Raw genomic sequence first — 18604 nt, forward strand, 5'->3', positions numbered from 1 at the left:
GTTAACACCTCTTCTCCCCTATTTAGTTATGTCTGTTAACAAGTACGTTTGCTCCCTCAATAGCTAGTTGTCTACAAATTGGAGGCTAAGAAAAATGGAACAGAACTTATATAGTATTAGAATGAGAGCTGCAAAAGGCGGGGCTCATAAAAAAGGAGGAAAGCATATTTCAGGTGGAGAGATGCTTTTACCTTACGAAGAGATAAAAAAAGGCGTAAATACACTTATAGATAAGGGCTTCACACATTCCAAAGGAAAACCAAATTATATGAAAATAACGGTTGAACAAGTGGAGAGCCCTGTTCAATTACTCGCCCCATTACATATAAACATAAATGAAGTCAAAACCGTACAGGAAGGTCAACAACTAGCTCAAAACCTTCTCATAAAAAGCGGTGTTCCTCAGATAACGATAGAAAAAGCTTATCACACCCTCTCTCTCATCAAGGAAATTAGAGGGGCTATTTTAATCGATAATCATTCAGGTGAGCGAGTTGATGGTCGCGCTGAAAAAGGTGTTCGTGTTTCACAGATGGATTGGAATCAGCAACATTTTATGAAATGGGCCCAACGGCAAAACATTCCATTTAATGTAAGATTACTTGAAGCATTGAGCCTTGCTACTAAAGTGGCGAACCATCCAAATACAATAGCGGAATTATGTTGGTCGGATGATCCTGACTATATTACAGGCTATGTTGCGAGTAAAGAGTTGGGGTATCAACGAATTTCTAAACTTAAAAATTATGGAGATGAACGAGGGTGCAGGATCTTTTTCATTGATTGCTCCACAACTATTGGAACATATATACATTACCTAGAAAAGATTCCCGTACTCCTAGATTCGGAGGAAAATAATGACAGATGAACTCATTCAGAAAAGTAAAAAATACTTGTGGCTCCCTTTTACACAAATGAAAGATTATGAAAACGATCCCCTTATTATCGAAAGTGGGAATGGAATAAAAGTTAAGGACATCCATGGGAAGGAATATTTTGATGGTTTCTCATCCGTTTGGCTCAATGTCCATGGACACCGAAAGAAAGAATTAGATCAAGCGATTAAAGACCAGCTAGAAAAAATTGCCCATTCTACCTTATTAGGAATGACAAATGTTCCAGCAACAGAGCTTGCAGAAAAGCTGATTGAACTCACTCCTAAAAACCTAACCCGGGTATTTTATTCAGATAGTGGTGCAGAGGCGATGGAAATAGCCTTAAAAATGGCTTTTCAATACTGGAAAAACAAAGGAAATCTTAAAAAACAGAAATTTATTACGATGCGAGACGGTTACCACGGGGATACGATAGGTGCAGTCAGTATCGGCTCGATTGAACTGTTTCATAACGTCTATGGTCCACTTATGTTCACTAGCTATAAAGCACCGTTCCCTAATTTGTATCGTTCAAATCAACTAGAACCTGATCAATGTCGTGATGATTGCTTACAGGAACTTGAACAACTATTAATCGAAAAGCATCAGGAAATTGCCGCCCTTTCGATCGAGTCAATGGTCCAAGGAGCAGCTGGCATGATTGTTATGCCAAAAGGGTTCTTATCTGGAGTACGAGAGCTTTGCACAAAATATGATGTACTAATGATTATAGATGAAGTGGCAACGGGCTTTGGGCGGACTGGGAAAATGTTCGCTTGTGAGCACGAAAATGTTCAACCAGATTTAATGGCCGCTGGAAAAGGTCTAACCGGAGGCTACCTTCCTATTGCTACCACCTTTACTTCCGAAGAAATTTATGAAGCATTTTATGATGACTACGAGAAATTAAAGACGTTTTTTCATGGGCATTCTTATACTGGCAATCAGCTCGGATGTGCTGTAGCATTAGAAAACTTAAAACTCATTGAATCTGAAAAGCTCATTGCAGATGTAGCACAAAAAGCGGAAAAATTAAAAAAGATGTTAGCGGAGTTATGCTGTTTAGAGCATGTTGGTGATGTACGACAATTAGGATTTATGTGTGGGGTTGAGCTTGTCTATAACAAGTCTACGAAAGAGCCTTTTCCCTTTGAAAAAAGAATCGGGTATCAAGTCTCCTTAAAAATGAGAGAACTCGGCATGATTACAAGACCATTAGGTGATGTCATTGTCTTTATGCCACCTCTAGTAAGCACACAAAGTGAACTGCAGCAGATGGTCGACATCATAAAGGCTGCTATTGTAGAAATAACAACAAGGGAGGTCACTACACTTGACCGAGACATTTGATTCTTGGCTATCTAGTCGGACTCATCACAAAAAAGAAATAGGTTTACACCGAAAGTTAAACGTTATGAATACTAGACCAAATCCACATGTTATCGTTAACGGAAAAAAAGAGCTCATCTTTTCTTCAAATAATTACTTAGGTTTAGCAAGCGACCAAAGGTTAATCAATGCCGCATCCACTGTTTTAAATGAATTCGGGGTCGGTAGTAGCGGCTCACGATTAATGACAGGAAACTCCATTTGGCACAAAAAGCTTGAAGAAAAGATTGCGAGCTTTAAAGAAACGGAATCATCTTTACTTTTTTCGAGTGGCTACCTAGCGAATATTGGTGCCCTTTCTTCGTTACCAGAAAAAGGGGATGTGATTTTAAGTGATGAGCTTAATCATGCCAGCATAATCGATGGATGCCGTCTATCTAAGGCGAAAACCGTGATTTATAAGCATGTTGATATGGATGATCTTGAAAAGAGGTTAAAAGAAACGTTGCCATATAAGCGTCGTTTTATCATAACAGAGGGTGTATTTAGTATGGACGGCAATTTGGCTCCATTAGACAAGATTATGTCTTTAGCTTCAGCTTATCATTCATATGTAATGGTTGATGATGCACACGGTACAGGTATTTTAGGTGAGAATGGTAAAGGTACAGCTAACCATTTTGGAGTGAAGCCTGACCTCTTGATTGGAACCTTAAGTAAATCAGTCGGAACAGAAGGAGGTTTTATTGCTGGTTCAAATATATTAAAGGATTTTTTACTCAATCATGCAAGAACATTTATTTTTCAAACAGCTATTCCACCAACTGTTTGTGCTGCTTCTCTAGCCGCAATTGAGATAATTGAGAATGATGACAGCGTTAGAAAAGAGGTAAAGAGAAAAGCGAATTTGCTTAGCAACAAACTCCAAGAATTAGGTTATGTTGTAAAAGGTGGAGAAACCCCGATTATCCCTGTCATTATTGGGGGAGCTAATGAAACCGTATCGTTTGCTAATAAGCTACAGGAGAATCATATTTTTGCTCCGGCAATCCGACCTCCAACTGTAAAGGATGGTGAAAGTCGAATTCGCTTGACAGTAACTGCTGAGCATTCTAATGATGACATCAATACAATTTTAAAAGTTTTCGCTCGTTTACGTTCTGAAGTGGAGGGAATCATTTGAGAGGCATCTTTGTAACAGGCACAGATACTGGTGTAGGGAAAACGGTCATTTCCAGTGGCATCGCTGCCGTGCTAAAGGAAGAAGGGATAGACATTGGGGTATTTAAACCAATGTTAAGCGGAATAAACCGGTCTAATCCAATGAGTGATACAGCTTGGCTCAAACGAATGTCCAACACCTCTTTGACACTTGAGGAAATTACACCGTTTCAATTTGAAAAACCTCTAGCCCCAGCTATCGCTCAAGAACTAGAAGGCACAAACATTAAACTTGAAGATATTATAAAAAACTGGAAACAGATCAGAAAAAAACATAACTATTTTATTATCGAAGGTGCTGGAGGTATTGCTGTTCCATTAGGACAAGGCTTTTTAGTAAGTGATCTCATCAAAGCATTAGATCTTCCAGTTTTAATTGTAGCACGCTCTCAGCTCGGAACGATTAATCATACCTTTTTAACCATTGAGTATGCGAAAAGGTTAGGTCTGTCAGTTATCGGCGTCATTATAAATGGAATGAACGACAATCCAAATTTATTTGAAGATAGGAACCCGCTTTTGTTAAAACAAATGAGCAACATACCTATCTTAGGAATAACACCCAAAATAACGGATTTGACAGATGAATCTATCAAATCTTTAGTGAAGAAATATGTAGATATAGATGTAATCAAAAAGGTTGAAATGCCCAATATCAGACCAAGATAAGCGTTCGGATATGTTCCGTTTTTTTATCGGGTAAGACATGTGAAATGAAGTCATGCACTAAAATTGACAAGGGAGAGCGACGATGAAAGACTTAAATTTAAAATATAGAGCCCAAGAAATATTCCAAAACCCTTACCCTTTTTATGACGAGTTACGATCAAAAACCCCTATTTACAAAGGGAATTTTTTTAAATATCCAGGCTGGTATGTGACCGGATATGAAGAGGCGAACTTAATCTTAAAAAATCAGCTTTTTCTAAACCGAGCACCGATTCCAGAAAACTCTAAAAGATATGATCGGATCATAAATATCCAACAAAATATGCTACTTTTTCAAAACCCACCAGACCAGACACGTCTCAGGAAGATTGTAAGAGAGAGCTTCACTCCAAAGGCATTAGAGGAGCTTATTCCTTTTATAGAAGACTTAGCAAATAAATTGATACAAGAAGGTATGAACAAACAAAAAGTAAACATTGTATCAGACATAGCCTTTCCTTTAGCTAGCCTTGTCATAGCCAAAATCTTAGGTATACCAGAAGAAGATAAGCACCTATTCCGTGAATGGTCCATCAATTTAATTGAGACGCTCGATTTAACGAGAACTAGAGAATCACTTATTACAGGTAATGCTACAATGGTGACAATGCTCACTTATTTTCAAAAACTTATTAATATCCGAAAACAAGCCCCTCAAGACGACCTTATTAGCTTATTGCTGAGGGAGAACCAAAATGAGAACAAGTTAACAAAAGAAGAGTTACTAGCTACATGCTTATTACTTGTCATCGCCGGCCATGAAACGACTGTAAATTTAATAAGCAATTCTGTCTACTGCTTATTAACGAATACAGAACAATACCATTTGTTACAGGAAAACCCTTCCCTTATTGAATCAGCGATTGAGGAATTTTTACGATATGAAAGTCCAACACAATTAACGGCACGTGTTGCTTCAGAAAATATGAAGCTAAATCAAATCGAGATAAAAAAAGGAGACCATATGTATATTCTTCTCGGGGCAGCAAATCGAGACCCGAGGATATTTATCAAACCAGATGTTCTTGATATTACTAGAAACCCAAATCCCCATCTTGCCTTTGGTTCCGGTATTCATTTTTGTTTAGGGTCCATATTAGCTAAGTTGGAGACAAAAATAGTCCTTCAAACACTTCTTCAAAATACCAAAACAATGCAACTCGAGACGACAAATTTACAATGGCGAGACCTAATCGGATTTAGGGCGTTAAAAGAACTACACATAACCTTTTAGTAATCCAGAAATATGAAAAAGTGGTCTCATCCCTACGATGGTGACCACTTTTCATAAATAACATACCATCATCTTAACCCGCCCTCTTTACCTCTTTGCCCTCCTCATCGATAAACTTAAAATAAGGAAGCAATAATCCGAGCAAAGAAACGATACAAATCAATGATCCAATGACTAAATAAAGAGCACGAATCCCGAGCCATTCACTCATAATTCCAGCAAAGGCCACACCGACTGGCATCGCAATGCGAATAAAAAAGAGCCTTACCGATGCTAGTTTGCCCATTAGATGATTCGGAGCGATTTGTTGAAACAACGTAATATTATGAATATTAAAGATGGCCATCGCAACACCAGCGATCGCTTCCGTTAATAACGCGAAATAAATATTCACGTTCACCGCTAATACCGCAAACGTTAAACCTCCAATAAATAGTGACCCGAGCATCACTCCCCTTTTTTTCTGAAAATGGATTTTCCGGACTAACAAAGATCCGAGCACATACCCTAAAGGAAAGCTGGCTAAAAAGAAGCCGTAGTGATCATATGTACCAGTTAATATATCTGTTATATAAGGTAGGGCTATGACCATTGTCACCCCGACCCCAAATTGCACAAAAGTGAGAAAGAAACATAACCAAACGATCGTTTTCTGCTTAAAGAAATAGCTCACACCTTCTTTAAAATCATCAATCCAACGTGTCTTTTTTAATTGAATTGTTTTCCTCATTTCAATTGAAAGCAAAAGAAAACCACTGAAAAGAGAAAAGACTGCCATTACTAGAACCGCAATCGCAACCTCCACATATTGAATGATAAAACCCCCTAAGAGCGGAGCAATAAACGTCATTAATCTTACGGCTCCATCGACACTCGCATTTGCTTCCTGTAAACGCTCCTTTGCGACAATCGTCGGCAATAAGGCTTGGTTAGCTGGAATATATAATGGTGCAATCAGTCCAATTAAGATTTGAATCACATAAAGTTGCCAGACCGCTAGAACGTTAAAGCCAATCACCAGTAACAAAAGGAGAAAAAGAAAAGCTTTACACCATTGCGAGCCAATTAAAATCCATTTTCGATTCCAGCGATCAATAAAAGGTCCGATAAAAAGCTGCAAAATTAAGGAAGGGATAAAATATAAAAGCCACATACTCCCTAATGCTAGGGCTGAGCCCGTTAATTCATAAACTAATATCGACAAACAAAAAGTAGCTAATGCCCCACTAAATTCATAAAAAACATTACTCGCCCAAACAAAAAGAAAGGGACGACTTTTAAATAAATGACTTGTACTAGACGCGATGAGACCCACCTCTTTGCATTATTTATTTAAATAAACTTGAAGTTCCGCCCCTAAGTTCGCTAGTGAATCCTTTTGTAAGCGATAATGTGAACCAACCTTTTTCACGAGTTGGGCCGCCCGTAAAATTTTCAAATGATGATGAATCGTTGACTTGCCGATACTCAATCTCTCCGTGAGCACATGTAAAGTGAGATCCTCTTCCGCTAGCATTTTAACCATTTTTAATCTAGCCTCATCCCCTAATGCTTTATGTTTTAAGACAAGAAACTGATCTGGAACAAGCCTGTCATTAGGCTCCAAGCTCTCATTGGCAATCGGATAATACAACACTTTTGTCGCTTCTAAGTCAGCGACGATATTCCACGGTCGATAGACATATTGTGGAATGAGAAGCACCTTGAACACACTCGGTTCGGGCATGTACTCCACTCCACCAGTGGCCCATTTCACAAATTCAACCGGCTCCATCTTTTTTAGTACTCGTTTTTTCATCTCCACATCTGTTTGTAAAGCTGCTAACACCCGCTTCCCGTCTCGTGCGCTGACCATCTGATACCAGCCACCCATTACTTTAATTAGATGTTCACGCAACTCTCGGGCCTCAACGTTACAAATGAACTCAATATACATTGGAAAAAAGTCGGCTTCTGCCGCGGCCTCTTTTAGCTGATTAATCGCCTCCGACTTTTGGAAAGCTGCCTCCTTGCGACTTTGTTCCAGTTCACTCCCCAAATAAGGCAAACAACAAAACCTCAGTTCAGTGGAGGACAACTTCTGAACGGCCTCTTCCCACTGCTCTAAAGATGAAAAATTTTCCATATGTAGTGTTAACAACAAGGCCTTCCACGTATTGTTCTTTTCTACATAAGCAAGCTGGTCAAGCATTTCATTTGAAAGTGACTGCTTCATTTCTAACCAATATGTATTCGGTTTTTCTAAACTCTTTAGCAGTGGCTTATTCGTAATCGCCGCAACCCCTAAGGCGCACTCCCATAAGATTGAATACGTGAATTCAATTTTGTAAGACTCTTTTTTCTTACCTGTCACATGTAAAATGTCCATCCTCATTCTCCTTTTTCAAACTCTCATAACACAATTCTAAATTAACCGAATATAAAATTCAATATATATGAAATATATTTTAAAAATATTTCCAACTATCAAACTAAAGTTATAAAATTATAAAAAGAGGGAACTTTTTACGGCGTTATTTTGTCTTGTAGATTAAGAACGAGAGTCCACTGAAAAAGGCCTGTTAGTTAACATAGGTTTGAAGACTTTTGTTTACTCCGCGAGCTGCATGCCCACAGCAATAGCGGTTGAACCGGGAGCCTCCTCGCTAAACGCTGTGGGGTCTCCCGTCCTTCACTATTCCCGCAGGAGTCTCCGGGCATTCCGCTCGCTTCGTTTTGGTCATCAAAAAAACGATTAGGGTCATCTATTAGCAAATAACTTTGGCTGAAGTTACTTCTGCTTTAGTCAAAGAATCCTTCTTTATCAGTGGCTTCTAAAAACGACAGGGGGGTCTTATGGATCATCAAAAACTATATATAAACTACCGACTTGATGTGTTCAAAATGTGCCTTTATATGGTGAAAAATTATCAAGATGCTGAGGATTTAACACAGGATATTTTTGCGAAAGTGTTGCAAACCGATTTCCAACACATATTGGAACCTAAATATTGGGTCATTCGAGTGACGATGAATGAGTGCAAAAGTTTTTTACGAAAGAAAAAAATGCTCCCATTCGATCATTCATCGAAAATTTTCAAAAGCATTCCTTCTAGCGACGCTGATATCGGAAAACAAGTGATCGACGCTGAAACAGATGATGAATTATTAAAGGCACTAGCTGAGCTCCCTGAACAAATAAGAATCGTTTTTGTTTTAAGATATTTCCAACAGCTCTCCCTTTATGAAATAGCTAGTATTTTAAAAATCCCACTCGGTACAGTTAAATCTCGCCTCCATAAAGGCACCAAAAAGTTCAAAAAAAGATACGCCGAAAAAAAGGAAGAGATTAGATCGGAGGGGATGAAATGACAATAGAGGATAAATTTAAAAATCACCAAATCAAAGAACCAGATTTTCATAAAATTTGGATGGAAGCCAATGAGCAAGCGTTAAAATCAAAAGTGAAAAAGCCCCCGAAAATATGGATATACTTAGCCTCAGCCGCTGTACTCACCCTTTTTTCATTTGTCGTTTGGAGTAGTTTTAACGAGGATATGAGAACAGTTGCGACCATTACCGATGAAGTGACAGAGCCTATAGCACCTTACGTACAGCAAACAGAGGATATGATCGAGATACATTATATGTCTGACTCTATGGACCGTGGCAATCATGACTATTATGACAAAACCGTGCTTATTAACCCTCACTTTAATCAAGCAGACTTAAAGCGTGGCACTGTCGTTTATCATGATTGGAATAGTGAATACGATACCCTTTCTCGAGTGATTGGTTTGCCTGGGGAAACACTCAAAATCATCGAAGGACAAATCTATATAAACGATAAACGATTAGATACGTTTTATGGTTCGGTCCTTCGATTAGGACGCAATGAAGACGAATACTTCAAAATGATCGAAAATACAGATGGAGTCACTGTCAATCAAGAGGGCATGCAAGAGATGTTTCGTACAAATTTAGACGAAATAATTTTAGGGGACAATGAATTTTTCCTAGCAGGCGATGATTGGTTCAGAGGTAGTCAAGGTGTCGTTTCTCGCCATGACATAATTGGAATTGCTGAAGGTTATAAGGACTCAGATGCAGCTGTGGCAAACCTCCCTGTCTCCAATGAAAACGAGGAAAATCAAACAATCAAACAAAAGGAAAACAAACCATTACCTATTATTGAATTTGAAAATGAACAGCTATCCATTCATTTCCTTCTAAATAAAAATGCACATAATTTTTACCCTGAAGAAATGAACGGAGAGCAGCCTCCTCCATTCACTCTTTCTGTCAAAAATGAAAGTATTGATAGTGAACCTGCTTCACTTCGTAATATGAAAATAAAGCATCTTAATGAAGAACAAGCTGAGGTATACGCTACCTTCTATACTCCTTTTTCCGAAAAACAAAAGGAAGAAGGCTTTCTATTTGAAGGATCTATTCAAATAATAGATAGGGAGTTTAATGCCGACGGAGAGTATCCATTTTCATTGGTAGTTGAACCATCTGAATTAAGTAAAATCGAAGACGATAATGACTCAGCAAACATCGTCAGAGTAACAGACTCCGACAAAGAGACGGTACTAACCCTTGCCGACACAGCGTTCGAGCAATTAAAAAATCATCAGTATGAACAACTGGCAGACTTGGTTCATCCAACACGTCATCTAAGCTTTTCTAATAATGCGAACTTTGGCCTCCCTCAAAACCAAGAAGTCATTTTAACAAGAGAGACCTTAAAAAATCTCGACTTATCCATTGACTATTACTGGGGAAATAACGGAGCCACGAGTTATATGTATATCATGAACATAAACGATTTTGTTGACAATCACCTTTTTCACTCGGGTGAGCATCGATATGATTACGATGAAGTGATATTTAATACTCATAGACCAACAGGTGGGAAAATAAATACAATTCATGAGTTTTTCCCTAATGCGGTTTATGTAGATTATGACGCAAACGGTTACGGTGAACATTTCGAATATAATTGGCAACGTCTTCGTTTTGTTTTTGAAAAATATGAGGATGAATGGTATTTGTTTGGAATCATTCAAGAAAACTATAACCCTTGATAGAAGAAACAGCAAACACTTTAAAATGTTTGCTGTTTCCTCTATCTCTTCACTCCTCCCACCACTCAACCCTAGCCTGACCATTACGCCCTTCTATCGCTCTGACAACTATATATTTGGTCGCTTCCTCGGGAAACTGGATGCTAAATATATATTCATCCCGTTGGTGTGAATTCATGCCGGCATAGTCTCCATTTTTATCATAAACCGATACACCGTGGCTTTTTCCTTCTTCAAATTGATGCTCAACTTTAAAAAAGACCTCGTCATCTTGTTGACCCGTTACCGGAATGAGATGTTCTCCATTCAAATAGTCATATTGCACTTCCACAAAGGAGCCCGCTTTTACCTCAGTCCAACCGATTTTCTTTGTAAAATCAAATGGAACCATTAACAAACAAATGAGCGGCACAATAAAAACAAGCCCGCTTAAACGCTTCTCATAACGGAATTTCTTTTTAGCTACTAAAAATAATAGTGAAAAAAACGCCCCAACCGTACCTGCTATAAATCCATATACATTTGGAGACAGTATTAAAAAAATCAAATAGCCAAATACGATATAACAAACCATTTCCTTCCATCTCGTATAATCGTTAAATTTCATTGAAATCCAGTCAATCGCATAGGAACTCAAAATCCCATAACAAAAAAACAAAATCCAAAACCATGGAGTCGTTAACAATTGGTGATATTTAAATAAATTAAATTCAACCGATACCAACATAAAAATCAAGAAAGTTGAAATCGAAAAACTAGCCCCAATCAATTTTTGTAAGAATTTTTTGCCGGCTTTCTCCTCTCTCATCTAATCACCTTCCATAACGACTTATCTCTCTATCCTATCAAAATCAGCTAACAACTTCAGTGTTTTGACTGTTAAATATCCCTTCCACTCTTTTTCGGCAATCGGCCAAACATCTTCATAGTTGCCAAACCATGACCATGTTGGAGCCCAACTGCCATCCTCACCTTGACGTTCTATTTCGAAATCAAGATTGAGAGGCAACTCATCCTCTAATAAGTCAGCAAAGCGGGATTCAGGTGAGGTGACGATTTGAAGTGGTTGAATGCCATAACCTTCCCATCCACCCGGATCTAAAACTGCGATTTCTCGTACCGACTTCCTTAACCTCTGTTCAATCTCTTCTTTTTCCTCACTGTCTATCAATTCTACTAAACGTTGATAGCATAAAAAATCATGCATCTCCATTTCAATTGGCAAATTTTGAAGCTCTTTTAAAGCAAGCTCTGTCGTCTTCTTTAATAAACGTTCAGGCACTAGCTCACGGTAGCGATAAAAATAGCCAACGATTTCTGCCCCAGGATTTGCGAAACTATGTGATTCTTTAGTTGGGTCCATCTCCCACCACGGGGCATGAGGAACGTCATTGACTTCTAAAGGGACGATTTGCCACTTATCTTTTTCCGGAATAAATGCATCCATTAAATATTGGATCGCCTTTTGTACGATTGGTTCATCTTTTGTTGCCCCGACTTCCACTATGTACTGTAATCCCACTGTTGTTGCTAAGGCTGACGATTTTTCCAAACGAAAATCAGGTTCTAATGAATGTCCGAAACCACCATCCTCATTTTGAAATTTAGCGAGTTCCCGAATCACCGAATGAGCTTTACGCTTATGAAAGTAAAAATGAAATAACGCCTGATCAAGCGGGCGTGCATGCGTTTGAATAAATTGCTCTGCTAAACGAAACTGTTCTGTCGTTAGCCTTTTCATGAAATCACTCTCCTCTATTTCCAGATACGAACATACATACTGTTATCTTATCATACTTTTCTTTATTATTTTGTAAATCCTAGGATATATTCTGACAATTCACTTGATCAATCAAGTCAATAAGTATACGTTCACATTAAAGGTTTCCTAAGGTGTTGTTCCTTTGGCTAGAGAACTCTTCTTGGCATTTATGACTGATGGCTTATGACGAGAACCTCATAGCCTGAACACACTATTTCCTTGGAAAAGGAGCTGACAAAATTGACAATCATCATTCGTCCAACCGAAAAAAAAGATCTCTCACAACTCTTGCCTTTTTTGGAGTCCTATATTGTTGATTTCTATAAACAGCCTAAACCAAACCAAATTCACTTAAAAGAGCTTATTTTAAAGCTTTCTCAAAAAGAGATCGGTGTTCAGTTTGTCGCCATCAAAGATTCTCAACTTGTTGGTTTTGCGACACTCTATTTTACTTATAGTACATTAAGAGTCGCACCCGTAACGGTTATGAATGATTTATTCATTTTAGAAAACTACCGCGGGCAAGGGATTGCAACAGATTTATTCCAAATTTGCGAAGCGTACACTAGAGACCATAACTATGCCTACATGTCTTGGATTACCTCTTCTGATAATCACAATGCCCAAACCTTCTATCAAAAAATGGGAGCAACAAAAGGGAATTGGATTGGATATCTAACATAAATTTTTGAGTTTTTCTTAATCATGTAACTCGTTTGAGCAATACCATTCTATGTCGTGCTCGAACTGTAACAAATATGCTCCTCATAATCCATTCTTCCATCTAAACATCTCTTGTTAAAGTTACGATTTATTAACTCAACTTTCGCAGAGTATGATTGACTCTTAACCGTTGATAGAGATTGATTTTAGGGAGATACAAGACTCAAATTGACTTTACATGGACGGTTCAATCGTTGACAGTCTGAACACCTCTCTTCGTAGGCTGTTGAAGGAAACTGTGCAGTAAAATTAAGAGCTCCGGCTGTCGCTCCCAAAACCATACTCCGCGTCCTGCGGGAACCTTGCGAGCCTCCTCGGCAAGCCTTGCGGGGTCTCGCTCCACGGTTTATTCCCGCGGGAGTCTCCGTATGGTTTTGTTCGCTAAGTGTCGTGGAGAGGCTTGATGATATGGTTCTTTCCAAATTAGCTATTTTTAACGCAGAAGGACCTTCTTCTTCACTTTGTTGGTTATTGAAAGAGAAAAATCATTCTCAAGCTAATGTACTTTGAAGTCATGACTATTTTTTTATTCCATGAGAAAACTGAACCTAGATTCGATTCCATTATCTAGCGGACAAACAGACACGGAGACTCCCGCAGGAATAAACCGTCCAATGAGACCCCGCAAGCGTGAACGCTGAGGAGGCTCATGAGGTTCTCGGCAAGGACGCGGAGTGTCTGTTTGGGAGCGACCGCCGGAGGGCATTGTACATTGTATATTTTTTCTTGATGCGCAGTTTATCCGTTTGGTGTGATAGTACGTTCTCGCTTTTCAAACGTGTCAAGGGCATTTGTTTAAGAGATTCCCTTTCGCTCGGCCAACTAGTTGAACGGATTTTCTCGATGCGAAAGTGGAGTTATTAACTATTAAAATCATCATTAGTTTGACTTACATCGTATAAAAAGAGACAGCCTGCAAGTCAAATTGACTTATATGACTGTCTTTTTTTAATAATGCTCACTTAATGAGTTTTAGTTTCGCTGCTTCTGTTTCCAGATCCTCTGCTTTTTTAACCATTTTTACGAATAAAAAGCGGACAATAGGTCCAACAATGATAAGTTGAAGAGGTAAAGCAAAAATAAAGTTCTGGAAAACAATCACTTTATAGTGTTGGAAAAACGAAGCATCCCCTAAACCATTATAATAATAAAACGTCCCTAACCCATATAAAGACATAAAAGTAACCATTCCAGTTACCATTATAATAGACGTGAATAAAACCATTAAAAGTTTATGATTTCTGTCATAAAGTATTGAAGACACGATTTTATGTGTGATAGGTCCGACAATAAAAGATTCAAGTAAAAAGGCAAAAATAAAGCCTATTAATAACTGAATGATTATTCCTTGAAAGGATATAATCCCGATTAAATCATTCAAAAATAAATTATAAACAGTCATTCCTATGACCATTCCAAAACACATCATTAATCCAAAATAAAGACTTTCTTTCTTAGTAGTTGGCAATTCCATCATCCCTTCTTTTCTGTACTTTGAAAGTATAGCGAAAAAGATGCCCTTCACATAAGTGAACATTTTGTGAACATTAAAACCTCCATGTAAATAAAAAGAAAGAAGCCATTAACTTAATAATAAATAAGTTAATAGCTCCCCATTCAGTAAATAGAACTAGAGTATTAAAGGTACTATCATAACCCACTTCCATCTGACTTCCATTGCCACTCTTCAATCAAGACTTCATAATTAGTGCTCCACCCATCCCAGAAATCCCCTCTTGAAGATTCATAAATCGAAAAATAAAAACCTTGACTCTCATACAATGTGGCGGATGTAGAATAATTGTTTTTATCATTGATTTTCACCTTCTTGATCGCTTGTTCAGGTGGGGTCACTTCCTCTATTTGCTCAAATTCAGTTAAAATCAACTGCTCAAACAAAGCTTCTGCTTGAGTTAGCTCATCTGCCTCATAAAAAGCCACTTCAATTTTCGTTTCTGGATCAATATTAGAATAAATAAAAAGTGACTTATAATACTCTTCAAACTCTGTTCCCCTTTGCCAAAACTCAGCGGAATAATACGTAGAAAACGGAAACTGCTCATGATCTAAAAGTTGATAAACTCTCTCGTCAGTCATTCCTTCTACTTGAACTTCCATGACCATTTCTGCTTCTCGATCTGATGAACCATACAAATCCTCTTCAATAGATTCATTTACTTCTGGTTCCCTTTCTGTCTCTACTTCTGCCTCCCCTTTATCATCCCCAGCTATCCCTATTGGTTCATCCCCACCACTACTTACGATCAATATAGCTGCAATCACAGAAACGGTTATTACACTTGAAACGATTCCGAATGCTGGAAGGAATTGAAGCCATTTCGGTTTTTTTGCCTGCTTTTGACGAGCAACCTCTACTTCTTCTCGTAAGAGCTTAAATGTCTTTTCTTTAAAATCGCCCTTCGCTTCTATTTGAATTTCTTTTACCATTGTCTCCACCTGATCTCGTTCATTTCCGTTCGAAAAAGACATTTTATAGCCCTCCTTTCTCTACCGCAGCAGTTAATTGCTTTTTTGCTCGATGCTGGAGGGATTTAACGGATAATAACGTTTTTTTCATAATATGAGCCGTTTCTTGGAGTGTAAAATTATCAATAAATCGAAGTTGTATCACTGTACGATAATCATCAGGTAACTGACTTAAGTACGCTAAAACTTCATCCAATCGTTTATTCGTTTTTGCCGTTTGTACACTCTCTCTTTTGATTGCCTCCATATCACTTCCTGGTACAGGAATCACTTGTTTATGCCGCTTTTGTTTGCGGTGATGGTCGATCACAACGTTACGTCCGATCGAATATAACCATGTTTTAAAGCTTGAGTCTTGTTTAAAAGTATGCAAATTTCTTGCCATTTTACTAAAAATATCTTGAGTGATCTCTTCAGCATCATGATAATTTCCCGTTTGGATAAAAGCGTATTGAAAAATCGGCTGAAAATAACGTTCATACAACATCCTCAAAGCTTGATCGTCCCCAGCTAAAATTTGTTTAACTAAGGCTTCATCCTCCATCTAGTTCACCTTCTTCTTTGTTAGTCATTATATAAGACGTAACCTTTCTCAAAAGAGATTCGCTTCATTTTACTATTTTCAGCCCTAACAAGTTCATTTAAAATAAAACTATCGATAATATAGAGAGGATGATCACTTTTGGCTCTGATTCAATGCCAGTTTTTTTCAGAAACATTACAATTAAGTACTTCGATGACGGTGATTTTACCCCAACAAACCTATACCCAAATCGGAATGAAAAATAATCTACATAGCCAAAAACATAAAACCCTTTACTTATTACATGGTTTTAGTGATGACCACAGCATTTGGACAAGAAGAACATCGATTGAACGTTATGTCGCATCAACGGGAATTGCGGTTGTTATGCCCGCAGTCGACCATAGCTTTTATAGTAATATGGAATACGGCAAAAAATATTGGACATTCATTAGTGAAGAGCTCCCTCAAATTGCTCGTTCTTTTTTCCCTTTGTCTAGTCATCGCGAGGATAATTTTGTAGCAGGTTTATCCATGGGGGGATACGGAGCGTTCAAGTTAGCTCTTAACCATCCCGAAAAATTTTGTGCCGCCGCTAGTTTGTCCGGCTCTGTCGACATTCAAACAAGAGTGATCCGAAACGACGATCAGAAGTTCAAGCTAATCTTCGGTGATAAAGACCCAACTGGCACTAATGCCGATCTTTTTGCTTTAATTGCCCAACAAGCTCATAACAAAAATCGGCCCCTTCTCTATTTAGGCTGTGGTACCGAGGACTTTTTATACGAAGATAATGTCCGTTTCAAACAACATTGTGAACAAAAAGAATATCCCCTTCATGTCCACTTCGGACCTGGTTCACACGAATGGGGCTATTGGGATATGATGATTCAAGATGTATTGAAATGGTTGCCAATTGAAAAATGGTAGAGAATAAGAATCTTGTCTCCAAATTGCAATGGTGACTCCCTTATAAAAAACTGTCCCATAAAGTCAATTGAATGATCTTTACGGGACAGTTTTCTCTCTATTTTTCTAACTCATATACGTAATTTAAATAAGCAAAGACACTTTCATCTTCCTTTTTAGCGTATGTATATTGTAACGATTCCCCAACAAATAATGCGGTCTCACGAAACAACTCACAAGTAACAAATAAAGCACGCCAAACCTCTTCATAGTTACCTGTTGCAAAAGTCTTCATTATTTTTTGCCATGTATCGTCATCTACATATCTCTCTAGATACTTATACGACTTCCCAACACTTAACGAAAAGTCGGTTTCAACACCAACCTTCCAGCTAAGCATCTTTAAAAGCATTGACCTGACAATTTGGTTCAGATGTTCCTGAGCATATAAAATTTCCTTTCGATATAGTCCTTTGGCCACATAAGTCGTCACCCACCAAAATTCATTACAACAATCTTGGTAAAATGCGTCTGAAGGTTTTTTGACCCAATACTCCTCGTCCGTTGGTGGTGCTAACTTCCGACTAGGCTCATCTTTATCTAATAATACCTCTATTAATCCATCTTCTTTTAAATAGACTTCCTTTTCTTCCATTGGTATTAACATTAAATCAATACGGTTATGGTCAGTGAATAACATCAAATAGGAGAAGCGCGCTCCTAGCTGTGGCGGAAACATCGCCATATCCTCTGGTGTTTGCATAATGATTCGCTCGCCAAAGACATCAACCCATTGCTCCTCTTCTAAAAAGGAATCGATTTCACTAACAAGGTAAACGATATCATAATCTTGAAAAATATCTTTTGGCGCATGCGAGTTTGTCCGCGAACCATTTAATCCGACCATACGCACACGCTGATCCTCTTTCGCAACCTTCAAAATTAAATCCAACATTTCCTCTTCTGTTCTCAAGTTATGATTTCTCCTTCCACCGATAGTAGACGAAATGAACGATCTCCCCTTTAAATAAAAAAGACTCTTTTCCATCTGCTTCTCTATTGAAATTATTTTTTTCTAAAATTTTTTGGGAGGCCACGTTGTTGGAAGTCGTTTTTGCCGTTAATTGTTTAAGATTAAAACTTGGTGCTTTAGCTATGAGTAGTTTAAGTGCGAAACTAGCAAGCCCTCTTCCAACAAATCGTTCGCCAATCCGATAACCGACTTCACCACTTTTTGTTTGCTCACCAATATCCGTTACATTCATTCGTCCAATAATTTGCCCATATTCATCTTTAATCAAGAAAAAATAGGATTGTTGCTGTTCCTGCTCCGCTAATAAAGCGGCATGGCGTTTTTGAAAAATAGCATAATCGTAATAATCATGACCCCGTTCCGGAACCATTTGTTCAAAATAAACTCGGTTTTCTTTTTCAAACTCAAATAGTTTCTTTTCGTCCTCTTGCGTTAATAATTGTAATTGATACATCTTCTAAAACCACCTTTTAAGTCCAATAACGAACTACACCCATAAATGCCTTTCCTAGCAATCTAATTGGTAGGATAATAAGCTCTGGCACGTAAAAAAGCAAATCCAAAAACCAATGATCATGTTTTCGTTTTCTGCTAGCCATCGTCACACACCCACTTTCGCATCATTAGAATTCTTTTCCTTATTTTACTATAAAAAAAGAATCATTTATACTAAATATTTACAGTTCACTCTCAGACGATTGTACGGATCCGTGAACTTGTGGCAAGAAATA

18 protein-coding genes are annotated in these 18604 nt (G+C 38.1%); 9 read left to right on the forward strand and 9 right to left on the reverse strand.

All coding sequences use genetic code 11. The annotated features are described in order from the left end of the window. The first annotated feature begins 94 nt into the window (after positions 1 to 94). The 5 genes from AA0017_RS12675 (at position 95) to AA0017_RS12695 (ending at position 5367) form a co-directional block, all read left to right on the forward strand. Complete coding sequence (locus AA0017_RS12675; protein WP_413374867.1) at positions 95 to 868, forward strand: 6-carboxyhexanoate--CoA ligase; 774 nt, start codon at positions 95 to 97, stop codon at positions 866 to 868. Next, positions 858 to 2225: an adenosylmethionine--8-amino-7-oxononanoate transaminase gene (gene bioA / locus AA0017_RS12680; RefSeq protein ID WP_413374869.1), complete on the forward strand. Its 1368-nt coding sequence runs from the start codon at positions 858 to 860 to the stop codon at positions 2223 to 2225. Before AA0017_RS12675 ends, bioA begins: the two co-directional genes overlap by 11 nt. After that, positions 2209 to 3387: an 8-amino-7-oxononanoate synthase gene (gene bioF, locus AA0017_RS12685; protein WP_413374871.1), complete on the forward strand. Its 1179-nt coding sequence runs from the start codon at positions 2209 to 2211 to the stop codon at positions 3385 to 3387. The genes bioA and bioF overlap by 17 nt, the downstream gene beginning before the upstream one ends. Continuing rightward, on the forward strand, positions 3384 to 4094 hold the full coding sequence (gene bioD / locus AA0017_RS12690; protein ID WP_413374873.1) for a dethiobiotin synthase: 711 nt from the start codon (positions 3384 to 3386) through the stop codon (positions 4092 to 4094). The genes bioF and bioD overlap by 4 nt, the downstream gene beginning before the upstream one ends. Positions 4095 to 4176: 82 nt before the next feature. Next, a complete protein-coding gene (locus tag AA0017_RS12695; RefSeq protein ID WP_413374875.1) occupies positions 4177 to 5367 on the forward strand; it encodes a cytochrome P450 in 1191 nt (396 codons plus the stop codon). Positions 5368 to 5440: 73 nt separating this feature from the next. On the opposite strand, the gene AA0017_RS12700 is transcribed toward AA0017_RS12695, so the two are convergent. Continuing rightward, positions 5441 to 6682: an MFS transporter gene (locus AA0017_RS12700; protein ID WP_413374877.1), complete on the reverse strand. Its 1242-nt coding sequence runs from the start codon at positions 6680 to 6682 to the stop codon at positions 5441 to 5443. 9 nt (positions 6683 to 6691) lie between these two features. Next, positions 6692 to 7735 (reverse strand): ArsR/SmtB family transcription factor, encoded by a 1044-nt coding sequence (locus AA0017_RS12705; RefSeq protein ID WP_413374879.1) that lies wholly within the window; start codon positions 7733 to 7735, stop codon positions 6692 to 6694. A 467-nt stretch (positions 7736 to 8202) separates the two neighbouring features. On the opposite strand from AA0017_RS12705, the gene AA0017_RS12710 reads away from it, so the two are divergent. Together AA0017_RS12710 and AA0017_RS12715 are read left to right on the forward strand one after the other, a co-directional pair. Continuing rightward, entirely contained in the window at positions 8203 to 8718 is a 516-nt protein-coding gene (locus AA0017_RS12710; RefSeq protein ID WP_413374881.1) for an RNA polymerase sigma factor, read from the forward strand. Then, positions 8715 to 10436 (forward strand): S26 family signal peptidase, encoded by a 1722-nt coding sequence (locus AA0017_RS12715; RefSeq protein WP_413374883.1) that lies wholly within the window; start codon positions 8715 to 8717, stop codon positions 10434 to 10436. Before AA0017_RS12710 ends, AA0017_RS12715 begins: the two co-directional genes overlap by 4 nt. A 49-nt stretch (positions 10437 to 10485) precedes the next feature. On the opposite strand, the gene AA0017_RS12720 is transcribed toward AA0017_RS12715, so the two are convergent. Together AA0017_RS12720 and AA0017_RS12725 are read right to left on the reverse strand one after the other, a co-directional pair. Continuing rightward, positions 10486 to 11244 carry a hypothetical protein gene (locus tag AA0017_RS12720; protein WP_413374885.1) on the reverse strand — a complete coding sequence of 253 codons (759 nt, stop codon included), beginning with the start codon at positions 11242 to 11244 and terminating at the stop codon, positions 10486 to 10488. A 21-nt stretch (positions 11245 to 11265) separates the two neighbouring features. Then, a complete protein-coding gene (locus tag AA0017_RS12725) occupies positions 11266 to 12177 on the reverse strand; it encodes a hypothetical protein (protein WP_413374887.1) in 912 nt (303 codons plus the stop codon). A gap of 261 nt (positions 12178 to 12438) precedes the next feature. On the opposite strand from AA0017_RS12725, the gene AA0017_RS12730 reads away from it, so the two are divergent. Further along, positions 12439 to 12882 carry an N-acetyltransferase family protein gene (locus tag AA0017_RS12730; RefSeq protein WP_413374889.1) on the forward strand — a complete coding sequence of 148 codons (444 nt, stop codon included), beginning with the start codon at positions 12439 to 12441 and terminating at the stop codon, positions 12880 to 12882. 997 nt (positions 12883 to 13879) lie between these two features. Here the strand turns inward: AA0017_RS12730 and AA0017_RS12735 are convergent. From AA0017_RS12735 to AA0017_RS12745, 3 genes are all read right to left on the reverse strand, one after another. After that, a complete protein-coding gene (locus AA0017_RS12735; RefSeq protein ID WP_413374891.1) occupies positions 13880 to 14389 on the reverse strand; it encodes a hypothetical protein in 510 nt (169 codons plus the stop codon). Positions 14390 to 14571: 182 nt separating this feature from the next. Next, positions 14572 to 15411, reverse strand: coding sequence for a hypothetical protein (locus AA0017_RS12740; RefSeq protein ID WP_413374892.1), 840 nt, complete (start codon positions 15409 to 15411; stop codon positions 14572 to 14574). A 1-nt stretch (position 15412) separates the two neighbouring features. Further along, the gene (locus AA0017_RS12745) at positions 15413 to 15952 is read right to left on the reverse strand and encodes an RNA polymerase sigma factor (protein WP_413374894.1); all 540 of its coding nucleotides are present in this window, start codon (positions 15950 to 15952) and stop codon (positions 15413 to 15415) included. A 138-nt stretch (positions 15953 to 16090) separates the two neighbouring features. Between AA0017_RS12745 and AA0017_RS12750 the strand changes: the two genes are divergently transcribed. Next, on the forward strand, positions 16091 to 16861 hold the full coding sequence (locus AA0017_RS12750) for an alpha/beta hydrolase (RefSeq protein WP_413374896.1): 771 nt from the start codon (positions 16091 to 16093) through the stop codon (positions 16859 to 16861). Positions 16862 to 16958: 97 nt separating this feature from the next. Here the strand turns inward: AA0017_RS12750 and AA0017_RS12755 are convergent, their stop codons facing one another. Continuing rightward, positions 16959 to 17813 carry an aminoglycoside 6-adenylyltransferase gene (locus AA0017_RS12755; protein WP_413374898.1) on the reverse strand — a complete coding sequence of 285 codons (855 nt, stop codon included), beginning with the start codon at positions 17811 to 17813 and terminating at the stop codon, positions 16959 to 16961. Position 17814: 1 nt separating this feature from the next. Continuing rightward, positions 17815 to 18327, reverse strand: coding sequence for a GNAT family N-acetyltransferase (locus AA0017_RS12760; RefSeq protein WP_413374900.1), 513 nt, complete (start codon positions 18325 to 18327; stop codon positions 17815 to 17817). Positions 18328 to 18604: the final 277 nt, after the last annotated feature.

Source organism: Alkalihalobacillus phoenicis (assembly GCF_047302405.1).
Lineage (GTDB): Bacteria > Bacillota > Bacilli > Bacillales > Bacillaceae_D > Alkalihalobacillus.

Bases quoted from the DNA above. Each gene is read 5' to 3' on its own strand.
- AA0017_RS12675 (WP_413374867.1), top strand. From the start codon at position 95: ATGGAACAGAACTTATATAGTATTAGAATGAGAGCTGCAAAAGGCGGG.
- bioA (WP_413374869.1), top strand. From the start codon at position 858: ATGACAGATGAACTCATTCAGAAAAGTAAAAAATACTTGTGGCTCCCT.
- AA0017_RS12695 (WP_413374875.1), top strand. From the start codon at position 4,177: ATGAAAGACTTAAATTTAAAATATAGAGCCCAAGAAATATTCCAAAAC.
- AA0017_RS12705 (WP_413374879.1), bottom strand. From the start codon at position 7,735: ATGGACATTTTACATGTGACAGGTAAGAAAAAAGAGTCTTACAAAATT.
- AA0017_RS12710 (WP_413374881.1), top strand. From the start codon at position 8,203: ATGGATCATCAAAAACTATATATAAACTACCGACTTGATGTGTTCAAA.
- AA0017_RS12715 (WP_413374883.1), top strand. From the start codon at position 8,715: ATGACAATAGAGGATAAATTTAAAAATCACCAAATCAAAGAACCAGAT.
- AA0017_RS12720 (WP_413374885.1), bottom strand. From the start codon at position 11,244: ATGAGAGAGGAGAAAGCCGGCAAAAAATTCTTACAAAAATTGATTGGG.
- AA0017_RS12725 (WP_413374887.1), bottom strand. From the start codon at position 12,177: ATGAAAAGGCTAACGACAGAACAGTTTCGTTTAGCAGAGCAATTTATT.
- AA0017_RS12740 (WP_413374892.1), bottom strand. From the start codon at position 15,411: ATGTCTTTTTCGAACGGAAATGAACGAGATCAGGTGGAGACAATGGTA.
- AA0017_RS12745 (WP_413374894.1), bottom strand. From the start codon at position 15,952: ATGGAGGATGAAGCCTTAGTTAAACAAATTTTAGCTGGGGACGATCAA.
- AA0017_RS12760 (WP_413374900.1), bottom strand. From the start codon at position 18,327: ATGTATCAATTACAATTATTAACGCAAGAGGACGAAAAGAAACTATTT.